The organism is Sphaerisporangium sp. NPDC004334 (assembly GCF_053602655.1).
Genome location: NZ_JBSGDZ010000001.1, coordinates 231,444 through 255,691 on the forward strand (window position 1 = coordinate 231,444; position 24,248 = coordinate 255,691).

General features: G+C 67.1%; 17 protein-coding genes. 8 read left to right on the forward strand and 9 right to left on the reverse strand.

What is annotated here, in order from left to right; translation table 11 throughout:
- Positions 1-48 precede the first annotated feature (48 nt).
- Positions 49-639, forward strand: a complete 591-nt coding sequence (locus ACWEN6_RS01005; protein ID WP_452568330.1) for a hypothetical protein — start codon at positions 49-51, stop codon at positions 637-639.
- Positions 640-1,465: 826 nt separating this feature from the next.
- On the opposite strand, the gene ACWEN6_RS01010 is transcribed toward ACWEN6_RS01005, so the two are convergent.
- The 3 genes from ACWEN6_RS01010 to ACWEN6_RS01020 all read right to left on the reverse strand — a co-directional run bounded on the left by ACWEN6_RS01010 (position 1,466) and on the right by ACWEN6_RS01020 (position 5,872).
- Entirely contained in the window at positions 1,466-3,601 is a 2,136-nt protein-coding gene (locus ACWEN6_RS01010) for a tyrosine-type recombinase/integrase (protein ID WP_452568331.1), read from the reverse strand.
- 267 nt (positions 3,602-3,868) lie between these two features.
- On the reverse strand, positions 3,869-4,318 hold the full coding sequence (locus tag ACWEN6_RS01015) for a hypothetical protein (protein ID WP_452568332.1): 450 nt from the start codon (positions 4,316-4,318) through the stop codon (positions 3,869-3,871).
- A gap of 1,236 nt (positions 4,319-5,554) precedes the next feature.
- Entirely contained in the window at positions 5,555-5,872 is a 318-nt protein-coding gene (locus ACWEN6_RS01020) for a cellulose binding domain-containing protein (RefSeq protein ID WP_452568333.1), read from the reverse strand.
- 727 nt (positions 5,873-6,599) lie between these two features.
- Here ACWEN6_RS01020 and ACWEN6_RS01025 point away from each other — a divergent pair.
- The 7 genes from ACWEN6_RS01025 (at position 6,600) to ACWEN6_RS01055 (ending at position 15,225) form a co-directional block, all read left to right on the forward strand.
- Positions 6,600-7,688 (forward strand): ricin-type beta-trefoil lectin domain protein, encoded by a 1,089-nt coding sequence (locus ACWEN6_RS01025; protein WP_452568334.1) that lies wholly within the window; start codon positions 6,600-6,602, stop codon positions 7,686-7,688.
- Positions 7,689-8,383: 695 nt separating this feature from the next.
- A complete protein-coding gene (locus ACWEN6_RS01030) occupies positions 8,384-9,847 on the forward strand; it encodes a ricin-type beta-trefoil lectin domain protein (RefSeq protein WP_452568335.1) in 1,464 nt (487 codons plus the stop codon).
- A gap of 475 nt (positions 9,848-10,322) precedes the next feature.
- The gene (locus tag ACWEN6_RS01035; protein WP_452568336.1) at positions 10,323-11,765 is read left to right on the forward strand and encodes a glycosyl hydrolase; all 1,443 of its coding nucleotides are present in this window, start codon (positions 10,323-10,325) and stop codon (positions 11,763-11,765) included.
- 141 nt (positions 11,766-11,906) lie between these two features.
- A complete protein-coding gene (locus tag ACWEN6_RS01040; RefSeq protein ID WP_452568337.1) occupies positions 11,907-13,262 on the forward strand; it encodes a poly(ethylene terephthalate) hydrolase family protein in 1,356 nt (451 codons plus the stop codon).
- 261 nt (positions 13,263-13,523) lie between these two features.
- Complete coding sequence (locus ACWEN6_RS01045; protein WP_452568338.1) at positions 13,524-13,676, forward strand: SAM-dependent methyltransferase; 153 nt, start codon at positions 13,524-13,526, stop codon at positions 13,674-13,676.
- A 77-nt stretch (positions 13,677-13,753) separates the two neighbouring features.
- Positions 13,754-13,909 carry a hypothetical protein gene (locus ACWEN6_RS01050; RefSeq protein ID WP_452568339.1) on the forward strand — a complete coding sequence of 52 codons (156 nt, stop codon included), beginning with the start codon at positions 13,754-13,756 and terminating at the stop codon, positions 13,907-13,909.
- 98 nt (positions 13,910-14,007) lie between these two features.
- Positions 14,008-15,225: an ROK family protein gene (locus ACWEN6_RS01055; RefSeq protein ID WP_452568340.1), complete on the forward strand. Its 1,218-nt coding sequence runs from the start codon at positions 14,008-14,010 to the stop codon at positions 15,223-15,225.
- 68 nt (positions 15,226-15,293) lie between these two features.
- Here ACWEN6_RS01055 and ACWEN6_RS01060 read toward each other — a convergent pair whose 3' ends face one another.
- The 6 genes from ACWEN6_RS01060 to ACWEN6_RS01085 all read right to left on the reverse strand — a co-directional run bounded on the left by ACWEN6_RS01060 (position 15,294) and on the right by ACWEN6_RS01085 (position 24,247).
- Positions 15,294-17,321, reverse strand: coding sequence for a beta-galactosidase (locus tag ACWEN6_RS01060; protein ID WP_452568341.1), 2,028 nt, complete (start codon positions 17,319-17,321; stop codon positions 15,294-15,296).
- Positions 17,322-17,528: 207 nt separating this feature from the next.
- Positions 17,529-19,034 carry a cellulase family glycosylhydrolase gene (locus ACWEN6_RS01065; RefSeq protein ID WP_452568342.1) on the reverse strand — a complete coding sequence of 502 codons (1,506 nt, stop codon included), beginning with the start codon at positions 19,032-19,034 and terminating at the stop codon, positions 17,529-17,531.
- A gap of 39 nt (positions 19,035-19,073) precedes the next feature.
- Positions 19,074-19,931: an ABC transporter ATP-binding protein gene (locus tag ACWEN6_RS01070; protein WP_452568343.1), complete on the reverse strand. Its 858-nt coding sequence runs from the start codon at positions 19,929-19,931 to the stop codon at positions 19,074-19,076.
- Positions 19,928-21,691, reverse strand: a complete 1,764-nt coding sequence (locus ACWEN6_RS01075) for a dipeptide/oligopeptide/nickel ABC transporter permease/ATP-binding protein (protein ID WP_452568344.1) — start codon at positions 21,689-21,691, stop codon at positions 19,928-19,930. The genes ACWEN6_RS01070 and ACWEN6_RS01075 overlap by 4 nt, the downstream gene beginning before the upstream one ends.
- On the reverse strand, positions 21,688-22,683 hold the full coding sequence (locus tag ACWEN6_RS01080) for an ABC transporter permease (RefSeq protein WP_452568345.1): 996 nt from the start codon (positions 22,681-22,683) through the stop codon (positions 21,688-21,690). The genes ACWEN6_RS01075 and ACWEN6_RS01080 overlap by 4 nt, the downstream gene beginning before the upstream one ends.
- A gap of 4 nt (positions 22,684-22,687) precedes the next feature.
- Positions 22,688-24,247, reverse strand: coding sequence for an ABC transporter substrate-binding protein (locus ACWEN6_RS01085; RefSeq protein WP_452568346.1), 1,560 nt, complete (start codon positions 24,245-24,247; stop codon positions 22,688-22,690).
- Position 24,248: the final 1 nt, after the last annotated feature.

Here is a 24,248-nt window from a genome sequence, read left to right on the forward strand (position 1 = left end):
CCTTTTAATCCGTAGTTTCAGAGCTCGAGAGCCTGTCAGAATCAGGCTGTGGACCAGGACGTCTCGCTTTTGAAGGCCGCCCAGTTCTGTCCCACCGATATCCGGACCGAGGCTGGTGTCAGCGTGGCTGATGTGCTGGAGTCCCTGGAGTACGGTGAATGGGAGATGGCCCTCCTCCTGCTTGGGGATCTCGGTGACGCACACCCCCAGGCGCCCGAGTTCTGGGATCTGCTGGCCGATGCCGCCCGACTGATGTGGCTTGAGTCCGATGTTGCCTGGTACCAATGGCGGGGTAGTGAGGCCCGTGCCGGCGCCCTCCGAGCGGAACTCTGTCTCGCCCGCAGCGAAGACGGGGGTAGGAGAACGTCGATACCTCCCGGCGGATTGCTCCGACCCATGTGGGACATCGGCCGCCGGACGCCCGAGGGTGACCCTCTGCTCAGTATCGCTTCCCTTTGGATCGAAGGCCGCGACCCCCTGGAGCCGGGTGGATGCAGGGCGGTGAGGCTGCTTCCGCTGACCCCCGATCACTGGCACGATCTCAAGTCGGGTGATGTGATCACCATGCACGAGATGCGACCGCCCGCCGGAACGGCACGGATCATCGAGATCATGCCACCTGTTGTCTCCGCTCCCTAGTTGCAGTTCTAAATGTGTACGTGGCAGACGGGTGATCAGGTGGGGGAGTTGTGCGGGTTCGCACCGGGTTGTGCATCCAAAAACGATCTGTGTGCCATCCGCGTGCCTCAGCGCGTGCCATTCCGTGCCATCCGGTCTGATCAACGAGCAGGTCCTGACCATGATCACCGTGCCATTAGCGTGCCATTAGCTCGCGCCGAGCACGGTTTATGGTGGTTGGTCGTACGGTCGCGCCGCTGGTCGAAGACCCGTCGAGGTGCTCATGGCTCCTTACAAGCGAGGGGTCACTGGTTCGAACCCAGTAGCGCCCACCAGCCAAAACGCCCCGTCTCCGATCTAGAAAACGGGGCGTGGGTGACTAACTGGGTGACTAAGTATTTCGGGCATCGGGAAGATGCCGACCCTGGCCGCCGTGTCCTCCTGGATGACCGGCGTGGACTGGTGCGCCAAGACACTGTCGATGATGGCGTCGGTGCAGTGCGGTCAACAGAACGTCTCCGGTCGGCTGGCGGGTGCCGGGACGCGGCCCGTCCACGCGGATGAGCGTGTCAGCTGCGCTCCGGGTGCTTTCGCATCCGGACATGCCATCACCTGATCCGGGCCAGTCAGGCCCGCGTTATGATCAGCGTGCCATTCGCGTGCCATTAGCCATGCGGTGAGACGGTCGGGTGATCTACCCGAGAGTTGTGCTCTCCCGCAGCTCATGGCCGTGCCGAGGGATCAGGGCTCCTTCCAGGCGAGGATGGCTGCTTTCCATCGAAGGGCTACCTGCGAAAACGCCCCGTTCCTGATGTTAGGAACGGGGCGTGGGAGACAGGCTGGGAGACTACGGGTTTTCGGGCATCGGGAAGATGCCGTCCATCGCCCGTGCCCCCTCCTGGATGACGGGGCTGATCTGGTGGCGGTAGACCGTTTCGGTGACGACGGTGTTGGAGTGTCCCACCAGCCGGGAGATGTCCTCGATGGGGATGTCGTGGTCCGACAGCAGGGACACGAAGCTGTGCCGTAGCTCCCTGGGGGCCCAGTCATTTCCGTCGAGTCCGGCTTTGTCAAGCACCTTCCGAAAGTCGCGGCGCATGTTATGGGCGGTCACGGGGGAGCCGCTACTGGTCGAGAAGACCAGTTCACGTGTGCCGCCCTGGTCTTGGTGCAGGATCTTCAGCGCCTCCACGCAGCGTCTGGGCAAGGCGAGGCTGCGGCGAGACCGTGGTGTCTTGGTGTCGCCCTTCTTGCGTACCGAGCGCCAGACGTACATGGCGAAGTCGGTGTGCTCCCAGCCGGCCTCGCCGACTGGTAGCCATGCCTTAGCCTGCTGGTCGTAGGCGACGACGTGGCTCCATGCGATGGCACGCACCTCTTCGGTTCGCGCTCCGGACAGCAGCGAGACCACGATGTAGGCGCGGATGCGTGACGGGGCGGCGTCGGCCGCTTTGAGGACGGCTTCGGCCTGGCTGAGGGTCAGTGCTTTGGAGGGCCGGCCTGCTCGTCCTTCGGGTATCTCGCACAGTTCCACGACGTTGCGCTTGACCTTGTCGCGGCGCATGGCGTTCTTCACCGAGCGGTTGAGGATGTTGTGGATCAGCTTGAGCGATCGGGTGGAGAGTTCGCCGGCCTTGCCTTGCAACCACCGATCGACGTCCTCCACGGACAGTTCGCGGAGCTTGCGGGCGCCGAGGTGGGGTGTCATATGGTTGCGGGCGTAGATCTGGTACATCTTGACCGTCGATGTGTCTCGTCCGTGGAGGCCGTTCTCCAGCCAGTACGTCACCGCGTCTTTCACGGTGTAGTTCGGCGGGAGGACGGGCTGGCCGTCCTCATGGTCTCTGATGATCTCCTTCAGCTTGTTCTTGGCTTCGGTCTTGGTCTTGCCGGTGGCCTTCTTCACGATGCGTTTCCCGGCGGCGGTGTAGCCGAGGGTCATGGTCGCGATCCAGCGTTGCCGCGCCTCGTCCCAGCGCAGGCCGCCATCTCCTCGGCTGCGTCGCGTGGTCATGAGTTCTGCGCCTCCTGTTCCAGGAGCACGATGTAGTCGGTGATGGCTGAGGAGGAGATGAGCCGGGTGCGGCCCTGGGTGACCGAGCGGAGGCGCCCGGCCCTGATCAGCTCGTAGATCACGCTGCGGCTCAGGCTGAGCATCCGCATGGCGTCGGTGACGCGATACACGCAACGGCATGGCGCCGTCGGGCAGGTCGGCGGTGATCGTGATCCCGGACTGCTCCAGATCGTCGATCATCTTGGCGCGGCGGGCCTTGGCCTCCCGTTCGTCCAGCAGGCGTTGCACGGTGTACTTGAGCGGGCCGTACCACCTGCGGTGGATCGCTTCCAGCGCCTCGGGGTCGTCCTCGAACGGCTTGAGCAGCGCCAGTTCCTCCAGCGTCCACTCGTAATCCATCCCCGCAGCCAGCTGTTTGGCCGCGCCGCCCAGACCGCCGGCCCGTACCCCGGCTTTGACCTCGCGGGAGGACAGGCCGGTCACCCTGCGGATCTGGGTCCGTGTCATCCCGGCCTGCGCCGCCGAGAACAGTGCTTGCGCCTCCTCGTGCACCGACAGGCTCGTGCGGAATCTGCTGGTGATCAGCATGTGCAGGTACTGCAGGCCCTCGTCGTCGGCGGTGTCGATGGAGAAGAAGTACGGCACGGCGGGCAGGCCGACCTTCAGGGCGGCGTCCAGGCGGACGTTGCCGTCCACCACCCGGTATCCGCCGTCCGACTCGACGGTGATCTCCAGCGGGGTGATGATCCCCGCTGCGGCGACCGACCGGCAGAACTCCTCACTGGCCTGCCGGCCCTGGCGGACGTTGCCGGGGTGGGCCACCAGCAGTTCGACCGGGATCATCGGCCGCTCGGTATAGACGGTTTCTCCGCCTCGCGGGCCCTCGGCATCCGCGGTGGGTGCGGCTGGGATGTCGACATCGGCGACCGGGACATCCGCTGTCTTGGGATTGACGGCCACTTCGTTCATGCGCTCTCCACAGGCTCTTCGAGCCGGGCCGAACGGCCGCCACTGTCTCTCGCGGCGGCCGGGGGACACGAGGTCCGGTCCCTGCCCGGCTCGAGACCCCCGCGACGCACGCGGCCGGGAACGCAAGCCGGCGGTCTTGGCACGGCCAAGATGTTGTCCGACGAAGGAGGACAAGATCTCTGGCCATACCGGGACGAGCGCAGCGAGAGCCGGTTGCGGGCACGGCAAGGGCGTCGCACCCTCACAAGCCGGGCAAGGGAACCGGGCTCACCGGCGCAGGTCCAGGCCGGCTGGATGGGAATGACCGTCTCGGCGGACATCCGACAGAGCGACGGCTTCCCAAACCTGGTTCATGGCGGGACCTTCGTCGCCCGAAACGATCACCGGATACCGCAGGATCACCGCGAAGACAGGAGTGGACGGACCGACGTAGGCGCCGGTGACGTTGTAGCCGATGTACTCCTCGGCTTCTTCCTCATCCATGCCCCAGCTCATGAGGACCCGGACACAGATGGACAGGTCGTACAGGGCAACCACCCGATGAGAGTTGCCGAACCAGCCCTCCGCCATGCCGATCAGCGCGTCCTCCAGACCGTCGGCCAGCAGCGCCTCACCGTCGCTGCACTCGACCAACTGATCCCGGATGGCGTCGAAGGAGAGGTCACTCATGCGCGCCTCCGCCGTGGCGTCGCCGACGGGATCGACGCACCTGGCCACCGGCACAACTCTGAGGAGCAAGGGCCAATGGCAAGCCGCTCCTCAGGTCGAAAGGCTGGCCCGTCATCACCGCCGCTCTGAGCTGTTCCCGGAAGTCCCTGGCCGGCGCGAGAGAGTGAAACAGCCGGACCCTCCGGTGGCTGGCCACGGTCCAGCACACTCGGTGCACTGGCCCGCGTCGACCCTCATGACGGCTGATCCAGCCGCAGATCCAGATCTTGTACGTGACCCCCTGCCGGCGGCCACGAGAGTGAAACGTCGAATGGTCGATGGGGGATGCGTTCATGCTGACACCAGCTCTTTCCTTCGATGGGGATCCTGCCTACGGCGAAGCCGCACGCCGACGGCCTACTGGACATCCTCGACAGCGGGCAGACGGGCTCACCGCCCGTCGTTGTCACGACTCCGCACGTATACTCATATTCTTGCTGTTCCGTAAATTATACTCATATATATGAACTGGTCAATGAGAGCTCCCAACGAGACGAACGAACCTCATCCCCATCTGCATGATGATCGGCTTCAACGCAGCATCAACGTCGGAGCACCTATGGGGCTGCGGAGGCCGGCACGACGAAGGGGTGAGCTGTTACAGCCAGCTCGCCCCTCACGGGCGTGGGGGCATGTCCAGATCATCGACCGGATCTGCCGCTATTGCGACAGAATCTCCACACGGGCGACGATCGACACCACTCGGCTATCTGGCGGCACTGGTCGGCGGCGCCGCACGGCCCCGCGCTCACCGTTGTCGCGCCAGGCCGGATCGCGGTGTCAGCGCAGGTAGCGTGGGGAACAGCGCCGCGTTGCTCAGGAAGCTGCCGGAGCTTTCACCTGAGTCCGCGTAGTTGGCGACGACCGCGCCGTCGAATACGTACGCGGGCAAGATCTGTCCCCAGCCGGTGTACGGGGCGATCGGCTGGTCGCAGACCGTGGAGTCGCCGGCCAGGTAGACCGCGAGCGGGCTGGTCGCCAGCTGGACGGTCAGGCCGGACAGCTTCGGTGCGGAACCGGCGAAGGTGACGTTCAGACCCGGGGACCCTGTGCCGCCCTGCCCGGTCGGCTGGCCTTCCGGCTGTCGCAGGTTGATCGTGAAGACCTACTTGGTGATCGTGCCGGCCGAGTCGCGGTCGCCGATCCAGGCGATCACCGTGTGGTTGCCGGGCGAGACCGCGAAGTGGCATCGGATCGGCGAAGCGCCGGTGCACTCCGGCGGGCGTCCAGGCGGCAGCGAGGGCGTCACGGTCGGGGTCGGGGTCGGGGGACGGGGTGGGGGTCGGGCTGGCCGTGGGGGTCTGCGATGGCGTCGGGGTCGGTGATGCGGTGGGGTCGGGCTCGCTGTGGCAGAGCCGGTGCAGGTGCGGCCGTCAAACGCGAGCCGCCTGGCACCGGGTTGCCGCCGGTCCAGGCTCCGTTGGAGCCGAACGCCACGCTCTCGCCGGTCTCGATCGCACCATTGTGGCTGACATTCTTCGCGGTGACGTTCGCTCCGCTTTGGGTGATGTCGGGGTTCCACGCCTGGGTGACCGTCTGCCCGGAGGGGACATTCCACGTCAAGGTCCACTACGAGACCGGGTCGCCGAGGTTCGTGACGGTGACGTTCGCTACGAATCCCCCAGCCATTCTGTGTTGACCGCGTAATCGACCCGGCAATCCGCGGTCGCAGCTTTCGCCGACACCGCGCTCCATCCATAGGCGCTCTTCTATCGCCGCACCGGCGCCGAGCACGGCGATCATATGGGCGAGCCGGGATTGTAAGGGCATCATCGATCCTCTCCGTCACCGGTCATGGTGTGGGCACACACTCGTGGCCGGCGACCGCTGGTCAACGGATGTAGCGGTTCGTCGGGACGATCTCTGGCAGGATCCGCAGCGGACCTCCGTACTGCCCGCCCTTGGCCGGGCCTGGCCGAGCGACGCTCGGCGACCTCTCGCCAGAGCTGCGTCTTGAAGGTGATGTACGTTTCATGCGTCTCGCTGCTCACTGTGGCCCGCCGGCCCAGCCGTGACCTCCCCGTTTCATCGGCTCACGCCGATCGGACCAGCAGTCGAACAACGGATGGACTAGGTACAACCGGTCATTTTAACGTAACAATTCTCCATGACCTCTGGAGGCTGGTCACGTGGTCATCCGCGACGAGGTCCTCAATGAGAAGTGGTCCGGGAGCGGGTCGGCGCTCCTGGCGTCGCCCGGCTCAGACCACCCCCCACCGTACGTTCAACGTCCATGCCGTCAGGGAGAACCATGCGCACACCACCACACCACCCCCTGTTGCGTCGGCTTGTGCTCTTTGCGCTGGCCATACTGGTCGCGGCGGGCTCGCAACTCGTCAGCAGTCCCGCCATGGCCTTCGCGCCGGTCCGAATCATGTTGCTCGGCGACTCCATCACGGGCTCCAACGGATGCTGGCGCGCCCTGTTGTGGCAGCACTTGCAGCAGACCGGCTACGCCAACATCGACTTCGTCGGAACCTTGCACAACCCGTACTGCTCGGGTTCTTTCGACGTCGACAATGAAGGGCACGGCGGCTACTCGGCTACCGGGATCGCCAACAACAACAACCTGCCCGGATGGCTGTCGGCGACCCATCCCGACATCGTGTTGATGATGCTCGGGACCAACGACGTGTGGGGCCACCTCCCCCCGTCCACGATCACATCCGCCTACTCCAAGCTGCTGGGCCAGATGCGCGCCGGCAACCCCAACACCAAGCTCATCATCGCCAAGATTCCGCCGATGAATCCGAGCGGCTGCAACGACTGTGCGCAAGGCGCGATCAATCTGGACAACGCCATCCCCGGATGGGCGCAGGCGAACAGCACCGCTCAGTCGCCGATCACCGTGGTGGACCAGTGGTCGGGCTTCAACACCGCCACGGACACTGTCGACGGGGTGCACCCCAACGACACATCCGGTATCCAGAAGCTGGAGAGCCGCTGGTACCCCGCCGTCACGGCCGCGCTCGGCGGCTCCACCGGTCCCACCGGGGCGTTCGCCTTGGTGGGTGCGCAGTCGGGGCGGTGCTTGGATGTGTACGGCGCCAGTCAGAACGCGGGTACCCCGGTGGACTTGTGGGACTGCACGGGGCAGGCGAACCAGCAGTGGACGTCGACGGGTTCCAAAGAGTTGCGGGTGTACGGCAATAAGTGCCTGGATGCGGCGGGGCAGGGGACGACGGCCGGAACGGCCGTACAAGTCTGGGACTGCAACGGGCAGCCCAACCAACGGTGGACGTTGGGGTCCGACGGCACCATCAAGGGGGACCAGTCCGGGCTGTGTCTTGACGCCACGGGCCAGGGCACTGCCAACGGCACCCTGATCGAACTGTGGTCCTGCAACGGGCAGGCCAACCAGCGGTGGAACCGCCGATAGAACACCCTGCGCCGAAGGGTTCGACGGTCGGCCCGGCACCCCGGGGACGTGCCGGGCCACCCCACTGTCGACGGGCGAACCAGAACTGGAGGCATGGTGAGGGGTCCTCCGAGTTCCAAGTCGCGCACCGCGATCGATCGTGGAACCGGAGCGACCCCGAAAGTCCCCACATTCGATCAAAATCGAACTAATCGACCTGATGCGCCATCGTGGGCTGCGAACAACGACAGGCCGATGACCTGCCATCGTCCGAGACCGTAGAGCGAGTGACGGCGAGGTCATCTGTCGCATGGGGCTTTGCGGACGGACTGAAAGTTTCACCATCCTCGCGCTGCGGACAGATGATGCCGGGGGAGCGGATGTCCGTTCCCAGGGACCTTGACCATGTGGATTCGTGTGAATCCGGTGCAGGAAGTCTCCGCGGTACGCATCCGCATCCCCTGGTGCGCTTGACGATTGCTACGTTACAACGTCTATTCTGCGCGAAGTTGTTGAGATTTGTTCGGCCATGACGCAGTGATCGATCGGAGGCGGCATGGCGCCCGGCAGAAGACCCTGGACTTGCCTTTCTCGCAGGTCGCGACCGGCTGCCGTCCGATGCTCATGGCACGCCGGGATCGACGGACCGCCATAGGTGTCGCATGTCCTCCCGCCCCCGGATCTCGTTCCCCATCACCACCTGCCATGGAGGAGAGATGAGAATCGCTCGACCCCGGCTGAGGAGCTTCGCCTCGGTCGGCCTGACCCTCGCCCTGCTGCTCGGTTATCTCGGCGTCCACGCGGGAACCGCCTCGCAGGCGCATGCCGCGACCAACCAGTTCCGCGGCATGAACTGGGCCGACCCCCGCGACAACTTCCTCACCGATCCCAATGTCCCGGTCGGCCTGTCCTCCTCGGACGGCTACTCGACCACCTACACCAAGGCCACCGCGATCCTCAAGGGATTCCAGAGCCTGGGCGCGAATACCGTCCGGTTCGGGATCAACCCGCAGACCACCTCGTCGTCCTGGTGGAACAGCCTGGTCGCGGCGTATGACGCCGCCAACGCGCTTGGCATGAACGTGATGATCGCTCCCTGGACCGCGCCGGGCAGCGGACGGATCAGCGACATGAGCGCCTTCTACCGAATGTGGGACGTCGTCATCAACAAGTACGGCGGCAACAGCCGCTTCTACTTCGACCTGCTCAACGAGCCCTGGGGGTACAGCGCTTCGGAGCTGACCAATCTCGCCGCCGACTGGCTGGCACACTACCCCGGCATCCCTCGGGGCCGAATGGTGATCCCCGGCCTGTGGTCTGACATCGACCTGTGCGCGGTGGGTGCCGACTCGCGGCTGAACGGCACCCTGCTGTCGATTCACATGTACACCCTGGGCGGGGAGACCCACCCCACCGAGGCGGACTGGGTCGCCAGCTTCAAGGCCCGGCTGTGCGGGTACGCGGACCGCGCCGTCCTGACGGAATTCGGCGTGCCCATGAACACCGGCGTCAACTACAACGGCCCCCGCGACGGCAACAACAACCTCTCCTACTTCTACGCGCTCACCGACACTGTCCGCTCCCTCGGGATGGGCTCGCTCCTGTGGACGGGAGTCAAGCAGGCCAACCAGACGCAGGGCCCCGGCCCCTGCTTCAACGCGTCCTGCGCGATCACCTCCCTCAACGGCAGCGGAACGAATCTGTCCCTGACCGTCACCAACCAGTCCGGGCTCGACCGGCTCCAGTGGGGCTGGGGAACCGGCACGAACCCTGGCGGCGACCAAGGTGGCGGCACGACGGGTGTGCTGCGCGGCGTCGGCTCCAACCGCTGCCTCGACGTGCCGAACGCGTCCACCACCAACGGCACGCTGCTGGCCATCTGGGACTGCAACAACGGCGCCAACCAGCAGTGGACGTACCGGTCCAACGGTGCCCTCCAGGTCTACGGCAATAAGTGCCTTGACGTGCCCAACCACTCCGCCACCGCCGGCACCCAGGTGGAGATCTGGGACTGCAACGGCGGCGCCAACCAGCAGTGGAACCTGAACGCGGACGGAACGGTCGTCGGCCGCGAGTCCGGGCTCTGCCTGGATGTGAGCGGCGCGGGCACGGCGAACGGGACCGCGGTGACCATCTACGGTTGCACCGGCGGCGGCAACCAGAAGTGGGCGCGACGCTGACCGGCGGCACGGCCCGCGACTGAGACGAGGCGCGAAACAGCGCCCGAAGCCGGCAGGCCGGGTGCCTGGTCCGCGGCACCGGTTCCGTGCCGGGCCGGTCCGCACCACCGGGAACCTTTACCCTGGCGGTCCACGCCGGTCCGACGCGCACAATGCGTCGGGCCGGCGTGGGGCGTTCCCCTCCGCGGCCGGGAAAGGACCAACCGCGGACCTGCCTACCGAAACTTTCATCAGCCCGACCGTAGGCGGTGCCCGGCCGATCGTCGATCCACCTGCGGATACGACGGATTTCCTGGATCACCTGCCGTCCCGGCGTCGGCAGTCCTCTGGGCGGCCGAGTGGTTTTAACGTCACAATTTCGATTCACCCCGTTAAGGGGGGTGCTGAGAATAGACGTCGTCTTGGTGCCCATATGTCGCTCCGCGTCGCCTTTTCTCCCTCAGGCCTTCTCGCCCGTCACCAGACAGGAGATTTCATGCCCTCGCGAAGATCCGTTCTTGTCCGGCTGTTGCGCCCCACGCTCGCAGCCTCCGTCGCCGCCGCCCTGCTCACCACCGTCGCCGCCCTGATGGCCGCGCCGGCGTCGGCGGCGGCGGGGCTGGTCGGGGCGGCTTCTGGACGCTGCCTGGACGTCACCGGCAACAGCAACAGCAACGGCGCCCTCCTGCAGATCTGGGACTGCAACGGGCAGGCCAACCAGGCGTTCGAGTTCACCTCCGCGGGTGAGCTGCGCGTCTTCAACGGCGCCCGTTGCGTGGACGCCTACAACGGCCAGACCAGCCCGGGCACCAAGGTGGAGATCTGGGACTGCAACGGCGGCGCCAACCAGAAATGGCGCCAGAACGCCGACGGCTCCATCACCGGAGTGCAGTCCGGGCTGTGCCTGGACGTCAACGGGGCCGGAACCGCCAACGGGACGCCGGTGATCCTGTGGAACTGCACGGGGCAGCTCAACCAGCGCTGGACCACCGGCGGGACCAGCCCGACGCCCTCTCCGTCCGGCGGCACCTGCAACGTCGCCCCGGTCGACCCCCAGGCCACCGCGCAGGCCCGTAAGCTGCTGTGCTACCTCTACAGCCAGTACGGCAACCACATCATCTCCGGTCAGCAGGAGTCCACCTGGGTCGGCGGCCCCGACTACGAGATGAACTACATCCGCAACAACACCGGCAAATACCCGGCCATCCGGGGCATGGACCGCGGCGACTCGCCCGACTTCGGGAGCCGGGCCCTGAGCTGGTGGAACTCCGGCGGGATTCCGATGGTCGGCTACCACATGGGCTCCCCCGCCCAGGGGAGCGACGGGTACTCCGGTTCCCAGATGAACGCCAACATCAACGCGGCACTGACGCCCGGTACGGCCGACTACAACCGCTTCATCCAGCGTCTGGACGGAGCGGCCACGGAGCTGGCCAAGGTCCAGGCCGGAGGTGGCGCGGTGATCTGGCGGCCCTTCCACGAGGCCGGCGGCACCTGGTTCTGGTGGAGCAAGGAGGGCGGCGGCCAGTACGTGCGACTGTGGCGCTTCACCTTCGACTACCTGACCAGGACGAAGGGCCTGCACAACCTGGTTTGGCTGCTCCCCTACAACGGCCAGCCCCAGTCCTCCTTCTATCCGGGCAAGGCCTACGTGGACATCGCCGGGGCCGACACCTACGCCGGTGACCACGGGCCGGTGACGTCGCTGTTCAACTCCACGCGGAACATCGTCGGCTCGAGCATCCCCATCGCGCTGCACGAGAACGGGCCCATCCCCGACCCCGACCAGCTTCAGTCGACCGCCACCCGCTGGGTGCTGTTCAACACCTGGCACACCGACTGGATTACCAACGCGGGCACCAACCCGATCTCGCTGCTCCAGAAGGTCTACAACAGCTCGTACGTGGTGACCCGCGACGAGGTCCCCAACCTGAGATGAACCAACGGGCCGGCCGGCGGCTCGGCCGCCGGCCACGCTCGGGCATGAGGGCCCGCGCGGCCCGGCTGACGAATCGCGTGCCGGCCGACACCAGGAAAAGGTGGCTCACCACCCTCGCCTGACACCTGAGGAGGTACACCCATGTCCCAAGATGAAGACACGTCCCCCCGAGCGCCCGGCTCCGGGACCAGCGGGTCGGAGCCCGGCTCCTCGGGCCGCTTATGGTGGCAGGCAGCGGCCGCGGTCATGGTCGTCCTCGGAATGCTCGCGGCCGGGGTCGCGACCCGCCCGGCGCTGGCCGCGGACAACCCCTACCAGCGGGGTCCGGACCCGACGCCGGCCAGTGTCTCGGCCACCAGGGGAACCTTCGCCACCGCGGAGATCGGCGTGCCTTCGGGCAACGGCTTCAACGGCGGGGTCATCTACTACCCGACGGACACCAGTCAGGGGACGTTCGGCGCGGTGGGGATCATGCCCGGCTACACCGCCCGGTTCGCGGTCGAAGAGGCATGGATGGGGCATTGGCTGGCCTCCTTCGGCTTCGTCGTGATCGGCGTTGAAACCAACAGCCCCAATGACTGGGACACCGCCCGGGCGACCCAGTTGCTCGCCGCGCTGGACTACCTGACGCAGCGAAGCCCGGTACGCAACCGGGTCGACGCCGGCCGGCTGTCGGTGATCGGTCACTCCATGGGCGGCGGCGGGGCCCTCGGCGCGGCGGTCCAGCGTCCGTCGCTGAAGGCCGCGGTCGGGTTGATGCCGTTCATGCCGTCGGGGAATCTGTCCAACGACCGGGTGCCGACGATGCTCATCTCCGGGCAGTACGACGGGACGGTCACCCCGTCCTCCGTCGCCGGCCTGTACGACACTCTGCGGACCTCGACGGAGGGCGCGTACCTGGAGTTCAGCGGCGCCGGCCACGGCTTCCCGACCCAGCCGAACACGCTCGAGATGCGGATCCTCATCCCCTGGCTGAAGACCTTCGTCGACAACGACACCCGCTACACCCAGTTCCTGTGCCCGTCGTTGAAGGACCCCACCGGCGTCAGGACCTACCGCAACACCTGCCCGCTCGTCCCGCCGGGTGGGCCGACGAACTCCCCCAGCCCGTCGCCGTCCCCGTCCCCATCCCCATCGCCGTCCCCATCCCCATCGCCATCGCCGTCCCCGTCCCCGTCCCCGTCGCCGTCCCCGTCCCCCGGTGGGCCCTGCCTTTCGAGCTACCGTACGGTGAACTCGTGGTCGGGGGGTTTCCAAGGCGAGGTCACCGTGACCGCGGGCGCCTCGGCGATCAGCGGGTGGACGGTCAGGTGGACCCTCAGCAGCGGCCAGAGCATCAGCCAGGTGTGGAACGGCACGCTGAGCACCAGCGGCTCGGCCGTATCGGTGAGCAACGCCTCGTACAACGGATCCCTCCAGCCCTCCACCTCGACCACGTTCGGCTTCATCGGCACCGGCACACCCTCGGCCCCCGCACTCACCTGCACCAGCCCGTAGACGACGACCTCACGCCGCCTCGCATCCGCACGAAGCGCCGATGCGAGGCGGCGGAGGTGGCAGGAGGCTCCTGACGGAACGTGCGGGAGCTCATACCGCGGCAGGCCGTAAGGGGGCCGATCGCGGCTGTTCGAGCATCGAGGGCCGCTCGTCCAGGGACCGCCCGCCGTTCGCGGGCGAGGACGGGCGGCCCTTGACGTGACGGCCCCTTCGCTTGAGCGACGCGGATCGATACGGGGCGCAGCGTACGGCACGCGCCCGATGGTGCTTCTCGGCACTCGTGAGGGTGTGGGCGCCGGTCGTGCCTTCCTCCGCCGGGCGATGCGCCATCTCGCGCTGAGTAAGGGCGTCTCGCAATTCCCCGACATCGGCGGGGGCATTCGGGCCCAGGGCACCACCTACGAGGTCGCGTAGGAGGTCGATCCCGACGCGCGGGTGGCGCACGTGGAAAAGCCCGATCGTATGCCGGCCCGACGATGACGATGCATTATGTGGCCCGCCGTGAAGAGCGCGCCGGGCAGGCCCTCATCGCCACCCGCACGTTCGACCCCGAGCAGGCGCCGGCCACCGGACATCGATGCAGGGCGGTCACCACCGTCGGCGGCGCGGCCGGACACAACAAACCACGCAGAACGATGGGAGGATAGTTTATTGATCGATCAATGAACCGTTATCGCCGAATCACATGAGACACGTCCCCGCCAACCTCGAAAGCTGTGGTCGGCCGGTGGCTTCAGGAGGCCTAATGGCGACCAGCCCCATCGGGGCCGGGAGGCCGAAAACCCGCGGCATCGTGCTCAACAGCATCCGGAGGGCGCGCACCATCAGCCGGGTCGAGCTCGCCGCCAGTACCGGAGTCACAGCGGCGACCATCACCCAGGTCGTCCGTGAGCTCATGGATTTGGGGCTGGTCCTCGAGGTGGGGCGCGGCGCGTCGACCGGCGGTAAGCCTCCGACGCTGTTGCAGCTCAATCCGCATGCGCGGTACGCCGTGGGCATCTTGTTCGAACGCAACATCTGCGTCATCGTCATCGTCGATCTGATGGGTCGGCAGGTGGCGAGGACCTCCTTTCCCGGTACGGCGTTGCTGCCTCCCGAGCAAGCCCTCTCTCTGATGGCGTCGCGAGTGGACGCCCTGCTCGACACCGCCGGAGTCGACCGAGGCAAGGTGCTCGGAGTGGGGCTGGCGACCTACGGACCTCAAGAGCGGGAAGCAGGAGTGCTGCTCACTCACCAGCCGACCGCGGAATGGTTCGGATACCCGGTCGCGCCGCGCCTGTCGGAGATCCTGGGACAGCCAGTGCTGCTCGACAACGACGCGGCGGCCGCGGCGATCGGAGAGCACTGGCTGGGCGCGGTGGAGCAGGACACCTTCGGGTGCCTCTACATGGCCAGCGGACTCGGCGGGGGTGTGGTCGTCGACGGCGAGGTGTACCGCGGCATCTCCTCCAACGGCGTCGAGGTCGGCCACATCACCATCGACATCAACGGAGCCCCCTGCGCATGCGGCAACTACGGCTGCCTCGCGAACTACGCGGAGCCCGCCGCCGTGATCAGCCAGGCGATGGAAGAGCCGAGCCTCGGCCGGCGATTGGGGCTCAGCCCGGCCGCCACCGACATCCTGACCGGCTTCGCGCGAATCGCGACCGCCGCCATCGCCGGAGACCCGACGGCACGGGCCCTCATCGAGCGCTCCGCCCGCCACCTTGGCACCGCCGCCGTCACCATGACGAGCCTGTTCGACCTTGATCTGATCGTGCTCGCCGGCCCCAGTTTCGCCACGGCCGGACCCATTTACCAGTCAGTGATCGAAGAAGAGGTACAACGGCGCACCTTCGCCCGGCGGGCGCATCCGGTGCGGGTGGTCACCTCGGTCAGCGGATCGGACGCGGCCGCGATCGGCGGTGCCGTGCTCGTCCTGCAAAGCGAGCTGGCCTCCCTGCAGCTTGATGCAGGGGCCTGACATCGGCGGCGTCGCTCACCGGCCCTCCCATGCCGGCTCCTTCGGGGCGTGAGGGGACAAAAGGTGGTTCACCGTGTCCTTTGGATCACCGCTGCGCCGAGGGGTACCAAGGTGATCTCCCCGACGGCCGGGGCGCCGGTGAGAAGGTCGGTTCCCGGGCGGTCCAGGGAAACGGTGACAGGCGCGTCAGGGCTGTGGTTGAGCAGGAAGAGGTGCTCGTTCCGCTCGTCCTCCCGTACCGTGCACTCGACGTGTGCGGGGACGCCAGGGAAGGGATCGGTCACTCCGGCGCTTCGAACGGCGTCCAGGACGACGGCGTCGAAGGCGGCGTCCTCCAGGAGGGTCGCGAGGTAGACGACCCGTCCGGAGCCGTGGGAGTTCGTGACGACTGCGGCGCGCCCTGCCAGCAGCCCGTCGGCGTATGTCGCCAGCGCGGTGCCGGTTTCGAGACGGATGTCCTCACGCCACCAGCTCGCGGTGGCGGTCCGTCCGTCGGCGAACCGGACCGCGAACCGCTCGCCGGCACGCGCCGGCCAGTATTCGTCGATCTTCGCCCCGATCAGATGGCGGAAGGCCCCCGGATACCCGTTGGGGCGGACACGGTCGCACTCGTCTACGACGCCGGAGAAGAAGGACATGACGACCGTACCGCCGGTATGGGCGAACTCGGTGACGGCCGCGACGCCCTCGTCGTCGATCAGGTACGCGTTGGGGACGATCAGGACCTTGTACGACGTCAGGTCGCTCTTGGAAGAGACGACGTCGAGCGTGTGGTGGTGCTCCCATAGCGGCCGGTGGTGACGCAGGACGACGTCGCTGTAGTCGAAGTCGTTACGGGGCAGTCGCCCGGTGTCCTCCAGCCCCCACCGGCCGTCCCAGTCGAAGAGAATCGCGACGTCCGCGCGTCGCGTGGTCATGCCCGCCACCGGGGAGAGGAGTTTCAGCTCGCGGCCGAGGTCGGCGACTTCTCGGAAGGTCCGCGAGTCCGGCCCGGAGTGGGGAACCATCGCGGAGTGGAACCGCTCCTGCCCGCCCCGGGCGGCCCGCCATTGGAAGAACATCACCGAGTCGGAACCGCGTGCCAGTGCCTGCAGCGAGCCGAGCCGCATCCGGCCAGGCTCCTTGACCAGGTTGAGGTGCCGGGAGTTGATGGCGCTCGAGGCCTGTTCCATGACCATCCACGGCTGGCCGTCTTTGAGCGAGCGGAACATGTCGAAGTGGAAGGCGGACGATATGTGCGCATCGGGGTCGCCGGGGTCGGGGTAGATGTCGAGGGTGGCGACGTCTTGCTCAGGTGCCCACTTCCAGTAGTCGGCGTGCGGATAGCACGGCATCAGGTTGGTCATGATGGGGAGGTCGTCGCGGAAGGAGCGGAGAATGTCGCGCTCGGCGATGTAGCACTCGAGCAGGGCGTCGGAGGTGAAACGCCGGAAGTCGAGGCGGCGAGCGGGGTTCATCCAGACGCCCATGACGTTGGACACCTCGATCTGCTCCCAGTCGGTGTAGACCTGGCCCCAGAAGCGGGTGGTCCAGGCGTCGTTCAGGGTGTCGAGATCGTGGTACTTGTGCTCGAGCCAGCGGCGGAAGCCCTCGGCGACGGCCTCACTGTAGGAGGTGGGGCCGTACTCGTTGTTGACGTGCCACATCGCCAGCGCCGGATGGAAGGAGTAGCGCTCGGCGAGCCGGGTGACGATGTTCGCCGCGTACTGACGGTAGATGGGGGAGGAGTGGTCGAAATGCTGGCGGCTGCCCAAGCCGAGAGGCCGGCCGTCCTCCATGATGGGAATCACCTCCGGGTGCAGCCGGGTGAGCCAGGCGGGCGGCGCCGCGGTGGGGGTGGCCAGGTTGACGCTGACGCCGCCCTCGTGCAGGAGGTCCATGACTTCGTCGAGCCATTCGAACTGGTACTTCCCGGGCTCCGGTTCGATCGAGACCCAGGCGAAGATCCCCAGTGAGACCAGGTTCACCCCGGCTTCACGCATGAGCCGGACGTCCTCTCGCCAGGTGGCGCGGTCCCACTGCTCCGGGTTGTAGTCGCCTCCGTAGGCCAGGCCGCCGAGACGGCTCCTGAAGGCGCGCATGCGAGGGTTGACCATGTGACGCTCCTTGGCGAGTCGTTGTGCTTCGGTGACGAGAGATCGTGACGGGGTCGGTGGAGATCACGCGGTTCGTGATGAGAACGGGCGAGGCCAGGGCGTTCGAGCGGCTGTGCGCAGGCTCTGCGACGTCGTTCGCCAGCCGGGCCCGGCCATCACGGTCCGATGGCCGGGCCCGGCACGATCACCCGCGGTAGGGACAGGTGGTCACGCGTACGGGTTCTGGGTGAGCAGGTGCGCCTTGTAGCCCGCGCCGATGCCGGGCTCGGGTGTGCCGTTCCAGTCCTTGACGAGCACCCCGCCCTGGCTGCAGCCCCAGGGACTCCAGGTCCAGGCCAGGTATGACACGCCGTTCTTGTCGGCCCACTTGGTGAGCCGGTCCATGTAGTCGTAGCCGCAGTCGTCCGCGCCGAACTCACCGGTCACCACGGGGACCTTCGCGGCGAGCGGGGCGATCTGAGCGTCCCAGCAGGCTTCGTTAGAGCAGTAGTTGAAGCTGTAGGAGTGCCACGAGGCGACCAGATTGCCGGTCGGATCGTTCGGCTTGTACTGCAGCCACTGGCTCAGGTCGTTGCTCCAGGCGAGGCCGCCGACCATGACGATGTTGGTCGCTCCCGTCGCCCGGACGGCGTCGACCAGGCTCTGCATCCCCGCGACCTCGTAGGTGAAGCCCGGGCAGTTCCCGCCGTCGCGCAGGCACTTCCAGCCCGAGGTGGTGTCACCAGTGCCGTACTCCGGCCACGGCTCGTTGAACAGGTCGAAGACCACCGCGTCGTTGCCCTTGAAGGCATTGGCGACGCCGGTCCAGAACTGTGGGGCGTACCTGGCGTCGGGCATCGGCTTCTGGCAGGTCGCCGTGGTGTCCGTGCACGCCCAGGAGACGCCGGTGAACTGCCCCCAGTTCCAGTGCAGGTCGACGATCGGCGTGATGCCGTTGGCGACCAGCAGGTTCACATAGTCCTTGACGTCCTGCTGGTAGGCGGCGCCGCTGGGGGAGCCGTTGGTGCCGAGCCAGCACTCCTCGTTGAGCGGGACGCGGACGGCGTGGATGTTCCAGCTCTTCATCGCATCGACCGAAGCCTGGTCTACCGGGCCGGAGTCCCAGGTCCCCTTGCCCTGGACGCAGGCGTACTCTCCACTGGAGCGGTCGACGCCCAGCAGCCGGTACGGCTTGCCGCCAGCGGTGATGATCTTGTTACCGGAGACGTGCAACTGCGGTGCCGGGCCGACGGGATCAGGGCTGGTGCTGGGCGACGGGCTGGGGCTCGGACTGGGCGACTGACTCGGGCTGGGGCTCGGGGACTGGCCATCGCAAGCGATGCCGTTGACCTTGAAGACGGTGGGAACGGGGTTGCCGCCGCTCCACTTGCCGATGAAGCCGACCGACACCGAGGCGCCGCCGGCCACGTCAGAGTTCCAGCCGAGGCTCTTGGCGGTGACGTGCGCGCCGGACTGCGACCAGTCGGCGCTCCAGCCGTTGTTCACGCGCTGTGCGGAGTCGGGGAAGTCGAACTCCAGCGTCCACCCGGTCAGCCGATCGCCCAGATTGGTGATCGAGACGTCCCCCTGGAAGCCGCCCTGCCACTCGCCGACGACCTTGTACTTCACAGAGCAGCCACTGCCGGCGGCGGACGCCGGCGGGCTCATGAGCGCGGCGCCCATGGCCGCAAGGCCGACGGCCGCCGCCGCCGCTAACGCGACGCGATGTTTCATGGATCTCCTCCTACCTTGTGGATCCGGAGATCTACCGCCTCACGACTGGATCCGATGGTCGTAGGCGGGGGCCTCGCCGGCGGCCACGACAGCCGCCGCATCGATGTCGAAAGAACGGCCACGCGCCTTTGGGTCGGGCGAGGCGGCGGCCAGGAGCCGGGTGTAGGGGTGCCGCGGGTGGAGGATGACCTCGTCCGCCGGGCCGCGCTCCACGACCCGGCCCCGGTAGAGCACGAGGAGGTCGTCGGAGAAGTGCCGTGCGGTGGCCAGATCGTGGGTGATGTAGAGGACGGCCAGGTTCTCCTCGCGTTGCAGGCGCGCCAGCAGGTTCAGCACGCCCAGCCGGATGGAGACGTCCAGCATGGACACCGGCTCGTCGGCCACGATCACCTTCGCCCCCGGCGCGAGCGCGCGAGCGATGGCGACTCGCTGCCGCTGGCCGCCGGACAGCTCGTGTGGGCGGCGGTGGGCGATGTCGCGTGCGGGCAGGTTGACCCGTTCCAGCAGGTCGGCGGCCTTCTTGCGGGCATCGGCACCGGTACGGGCCTGCCCGTGCAGCAGCAGCGGGCGGATCAGATGGTGCTCGATGGTGTGGAAGGGGTTCAGCGAGGAGAACGGGTCCTGGAAGACCATCTGGACGTGGTCGCGATAGTCCCGGTCAGGGACCCGGCCGCCGTCATCGTCCTTGATGACGACCTTTCCGGCGGTGGGCCGTTCCAGCCGGGCGATGATCCTGGCGATCGTGGACTTGCCCGAACCCGATTCTCCCACCAGGGCGACCGTACGGCCGGGGGTGAGCGTGAACGAGACGTGGTCCACGGCCCGCAGCCGCCGCCCGCGCAGGCCACCTCGGATGCGGAAATCCTTGACGAGATCCTTCACGTCGAGCGTGGTCACCGTGCACCTCCGGTGGCCTCACCGGAGCGGACGAACGCGCCGCGCTCACCCGTGAGGCTGGGAAACGATTCGAGCAGGCGCCGGGTGTAGGGATGGCGGGGTCCGGCGAGTATTTCCTCGGTCGCCGCGCACTCGACGATCTCCCCGTCGAGCATCACGGCGATGCGGTCGCTCACCTCCAGCAGGAGGGGCAGGTCGTGGGTGATGAGCACGATCGCGAACCCCAGTTCGTCGCGCAGGCGCAGGATCTCGCGGAGGATGCCTCGCTGCACCACCACGTCCAGGGCGCTGGTCGGCTCGTCCATGATCATGACCTGCGGGTCGAGCAGCATGGCCATCGCGATCATGACGCGCTGTCGCATGCCTCCGGACAGCTCGTGGGGGTAGGAGCGCAGCCGTGCCGGGTCCACACTCACCAGCTCCAGCGCCCTGGCACAGCGCGCCCGGCGATCGCTCCGCGACAGTTGGGGGCGGTGGGTGGTGAGTACGTCCTCCAGTTGCGCACCGATCGTCATGACGGGGTTCAGCGAGTTCATCGCTCCCTGGAACACCACCGACAGCTGCGACCACCGGAAGGCCCGCAGCTCGCCGGGCGGCAGGGCGAGCACGTCCACGTCCCCGCCGTCTCGGTCGTGAAAGGTGACCGACCCGGCGGTGACCTCCGCCGGCGGCCGGTGCAGGCGGTTGATCGCGTATGCGAGCGTCGTCTTCCCGCTGCCCGACTCACCCGCCAGGCCCAAGATTTCCCCCCGCCGTACGTCCAGCGACACGTCCTTGACCGCCCGCACCGTGTTCCCGTAGGTCACCGAAAGGTTCCGCACGCTCACCACGGTGTCCTGTGATGATCGTTCCACCGGAGCCGGGTCGCGCCGCCGGTGCCGGATCCGGCGCGGTACGGCGCGGAGCTTGGGATCGATGATCTCGTCGATGCTGAAGTTGATCAGTGCGAGGCCGCACCCGAACAGTGCGATGATCAGGCCCGGCGGCACGAACCACCACCACGCGCCGCGTTGCAGCGCGAAGCCGTTCTGGGCGTAGTAGAGCATCGTGCCGAGGGTGGAGGAATTGGAGGCGCCGAGCCCGAGGAACGACAGGCCCGCCTCCGAAAGGATCGCCGCGATCATCGAGAACACGAACTGGGAGGCCAGCAGCGGCAGGAGATTGGGCAGGATCTCGACGCTGATGATCCGCCACATCGGCTCTCCCGCCACGCGGGCGGCCAGGACGTACTCCCGGTTGCGCAGCGTCAGCGTCTGCGCACGAAGCACCCGGGCCGACCCGGCCCAGCCGGTGATCGCGAGCACCACCGCGATGGTCCACGCCCCCCGCTGCTCGGGCGGTACGAACGCGGAGATGACGATGACCAACGGGAGGCCGGGGATCACCAGCATCACGTTGGAGAACAGCGAGAACGCCTCGTCCACCACGCCGCCGACATAGCCGCCCACGATGCCGAACAGCGCGGACAGGACCGTGGCCATCACGCCGACGAGCACGCCGATGTAGAGCGATCCCCTGGTCGCGTATGCGATCTGGGCCAGCACGTCCTGGCCCATCTGCGTGGTGCCGAGGACGTGACCTCCGCCGGGCGACGTCAATCCGATGTCGTTGATCGCGTCCGGCTCTCCGACGAAGAGCGGGCCGGCGACTCCGAAAAGGGTGATCGCGGTGATCAGGGCGAGCCCGGTGACCAGTTTGGGCGACAACCGGGGCAGCACGGCGCGCCGGGGCGCCGGGGAATCGGGACCGAGATCGGTCATGCGTTCGCTCCCGCGCGGGTTCGGGGGTCGATGACGCTGTAGAGCAGGTCGACCACGAGGTTGGCTCCGAGCACCGCCACGGTGGTGACCAGGAAGATGCCCTGCATCAGCGCGAAGTCGTTGTTCTGCACGGCCTCCAGCAGCTTCGAGCCGATGCCGGGGTAGGAGAACACCTGTTCGGTGACGATGGAACCGGCCACCACGAACCCGAGGGAGATGGCGAACCCGGCGATCGACGGCAGCGCCGCGTTGCGGGCGGCGTACCAGATCATCACGCGCCTGTTCGGCAGCCCCTTCGCGGTGGCGGTGAGCACATAGTCCTCCGACAACGTGGACACCATCATGTTGCGCATTCCCAGCAGCCAGCCGCCCACCGAAGAGATCACGATCGTCAGTGCGGGCAGGACGCCGTGGTAGACGGCCGAAGCGAGGAAGTCCAGATTCCACCCGGGGGTGAAGTCGACGTCGTAGCCGCCGATGAGCGGGAACCAGCCCAGCGCGGACCCGAGAACGGCGACCAGGACGAGCGCCAGCCAGAAGTACGGCACCGCCGCCAGCACCGTGGTCGCGGGCACCAGCGAGTCGAGCCAGGTGCCCCGCCGCCACCCCACCACCATTCCCAGCCCGACGCCGACCAGGACCGACAGCACCGTCGCGATGCCCACCAGCACGACCGTCCAGGGCAGGGAGGTCGCGATGACCTGCGAGACGGGCACCGGGTAGGCGCTGACCGAGATTCCGAAGTCGCCGTGCAGCATGTTGCCGAGATAGGACAGATACTGCTTGAGCAACGGCTCACCGGTGTCGGTGCCGAGCAACAGTTCGTAGGCCCTGCGGGCCTCGGGGCTCACCGAGCCGCCCCGCTGCTGCAGCTTCGCCATCAGGATGCTCACCGGGTCGCCCGGCATCATCCGGGGGATGAAGAAGTTCAGTGTGACCGCCGCCCACAAGGCGGCCAGGTAGAAACCGAACTTGCGGAGGTAGTACCGCATCGGCTCACTTGCCCGCGGGCTTGAGCCGGAGATAGATCTCCGAGGCGTCCGGGGCCTGCCAGGCCGCCGGGAACGCGTACAGGTCCTCCTTGGCCGGCCAGCCGGTGAACTTCCTGGCGTTGTAGATGTTGATCGTGCCCTGGGTGAGCAGGGGGACATAGGGCATCGACTGCTCGATGCGGGTCTGGATCGTGTCGAAGTACGGCTGCCGGGCCGCGGTGTCCGAGATGTTGATCTTCTTGAGCTCGGCGATGGCCTTGTCCACGTCAGGATCGGAGAAGCGGCTGTAGTTCGAGCCGGACGTCTCGCCGACCTTGTCGGTGCTGTCGGTGCTGTAGGAGTAGCTGTAGACGTAGAACGGGTCGGCGGCCGGGCCCTGGCCCAGTGAGTCGAGCATCAGCTGGAAGTCGCCGCGCCCTCGCGCGGCGGTCCATTCGTTGTACGACAGCTGTTGCGCGGTGACCTTGATGCCGGCCTTCGCCAGCTGCTGACTCAGCGTGTCGGCCGCGGTGATGTAGTCCGTCCATCCGGCGACCGTCTTGAGCGTCAGCTTGACGGGCTTGCCGTCCTTGGCGTAGATCCCGTCGGCGCCCTTCGCGTAGCCCGCACTCTCGAGGATCTGTTGCGCCCTCGCCACATCCGGCTGCATCGGCGCGACCTTGTTCTGCAGCCGGCCGGAGATGGCCGCCTGGTCCCGCTGCAGCAGCGCCATGCTCGGTGAGATCTCGGCGCTGGTGTTCTCGAAGGCCAGCGCGTTCAACTGGGTCCGGTTGACGGCGTAGTACATCGCCTGGCGGACGGCGGGGTCGGTCTGCGGGCCCTTGCATCCCAGGTCGGCGTTGGCGCAGGTGTCCATCACCATCTGGTTCAGCGGGGTGATGATCAGCTTGTACCCGGGGTAGCTCTGCTCCACGTTCGCGATGTCCGGCACCGGTCCGGTCTGCCAGTCGATCTGGCCCGCCTTGAGGGCGGTGGCGCCGGACTGGTTGCCCGACAGCGAGGGGAAACGGATCTTCTTCACGGCGGGTTCGCCGCCCCAGTAGCCGGCATTCGCCTTCACCGTCAACGCCTGGGGCTTGAGATCGTCGACCAGATAGGGGCCGGTGCCGACGGGCTCTCGTAGCTGCTCCTTGGTGGGGTCGGGGATGTCCTTCCACTTGTGCTCGGGCACGATCCAGATCCGGCCGAGTATCTGCGGGCCGTCAAGGAAGGACGGGTCGTCGAACTTGATCACCACGTGGGTGTCGTCGGTGGCGGTCGCCTTGCCTCGGTAGCCCGTGCCGTTCAGGGCCTTGTACTTCATGATCATGTTCAGGGTGAACACGACGTCCTTGGCGCTGAACGGTTGGCCGTCGGACCACTTGACGCCGCTGCGCAGCGTGATCGACAGCTTCGTGCCGTCGTCGTTCCAGGAGAAGCTCTCGCCGAGCCGTGGCTGGGGCGCCTCGCTGCGGACGATGTTGTAGAAGAACAACGGCTCGAAGAACGTGCCCCCGCCGCCGAGGGCCCCAGGCAGGTAGGGGTTGAAGATGGGCTGGATGTCACCTGATCCGCCGGTGTACACG

Coding starts and splice junctions, on each gene's coding strand:
- ACWEN6_RS01010 (WP_452568331.1), bottom strand. CDS start 3,601: ATGAACGAAGTGGCCGTCAATCCCAAGACAGCGGATGTCCCGGTCGCC.
- ACWEN6_RS01030 (WP_452568335.1), top strand. CDS start 8,384: ATGAGAATCGCTCGACCCCGGCTGAGGAGCTTCGCCTCGGTCGGCCTG.
- ACWEN6_RS01035 (WP_452568336.1), top strand. CDS start 10,323: ATGCCCTCGCGAAGATCCGTTCTTGTCCGGCTGTTGCGCCCCACGCTC.
- ACWEN6_RS01040 (WP_452568337.1), top strand. CDS start 11,907: ATGTCCCAAGATGAAGACACGTCCCCCCGAGCGCCCGGCTCCGGGACC.
- ACWEN6_RS01045 (WP_452568338.1), top strand. CDS start 13,524: ATGGTGCTTCTCGGCACTCGTGAGGGTGTGGGCGCCGGTCGTGCCTTC.
- ACWEN6_RS01055 (WP_452568340.1), top strand. CDS start 14,008: ATGGCGACCAGCCCCATCGGGGCCGGGAGGCCGAAAACCCGCGGCATC.
- ACWEN6_RS01060 (WP_452568341.1), bottom strand. CDS start 17,321: ATGGTCAACCCTCGCATGCGCGCCTTCAGGAGCCGTCTCGGCGGCCTG.
- ACWEN6_RS01065 (WP_452568342.1), bottom strand. CDS start 19,034: ATGAAACATCGCGTCGCGTTAGCGGCGGCGGCGGCCGTCGGCCTTGCG.
- ACWEN6_RS01075 (WP_452568344.1), bottom strand. CDS start 21,691: ATGACCGATCTCGGTCCCGATTCCCCGGCGCCCCGGCGCGCCGTGCTG.
- ACWEN6_RS01080 (WP_452568345.1), bottom strand. CDS start 22,683: ATGCGGTACTACCTCCGCAAGTTCGGTTTCTACCTGGCCGCCTTGTGG.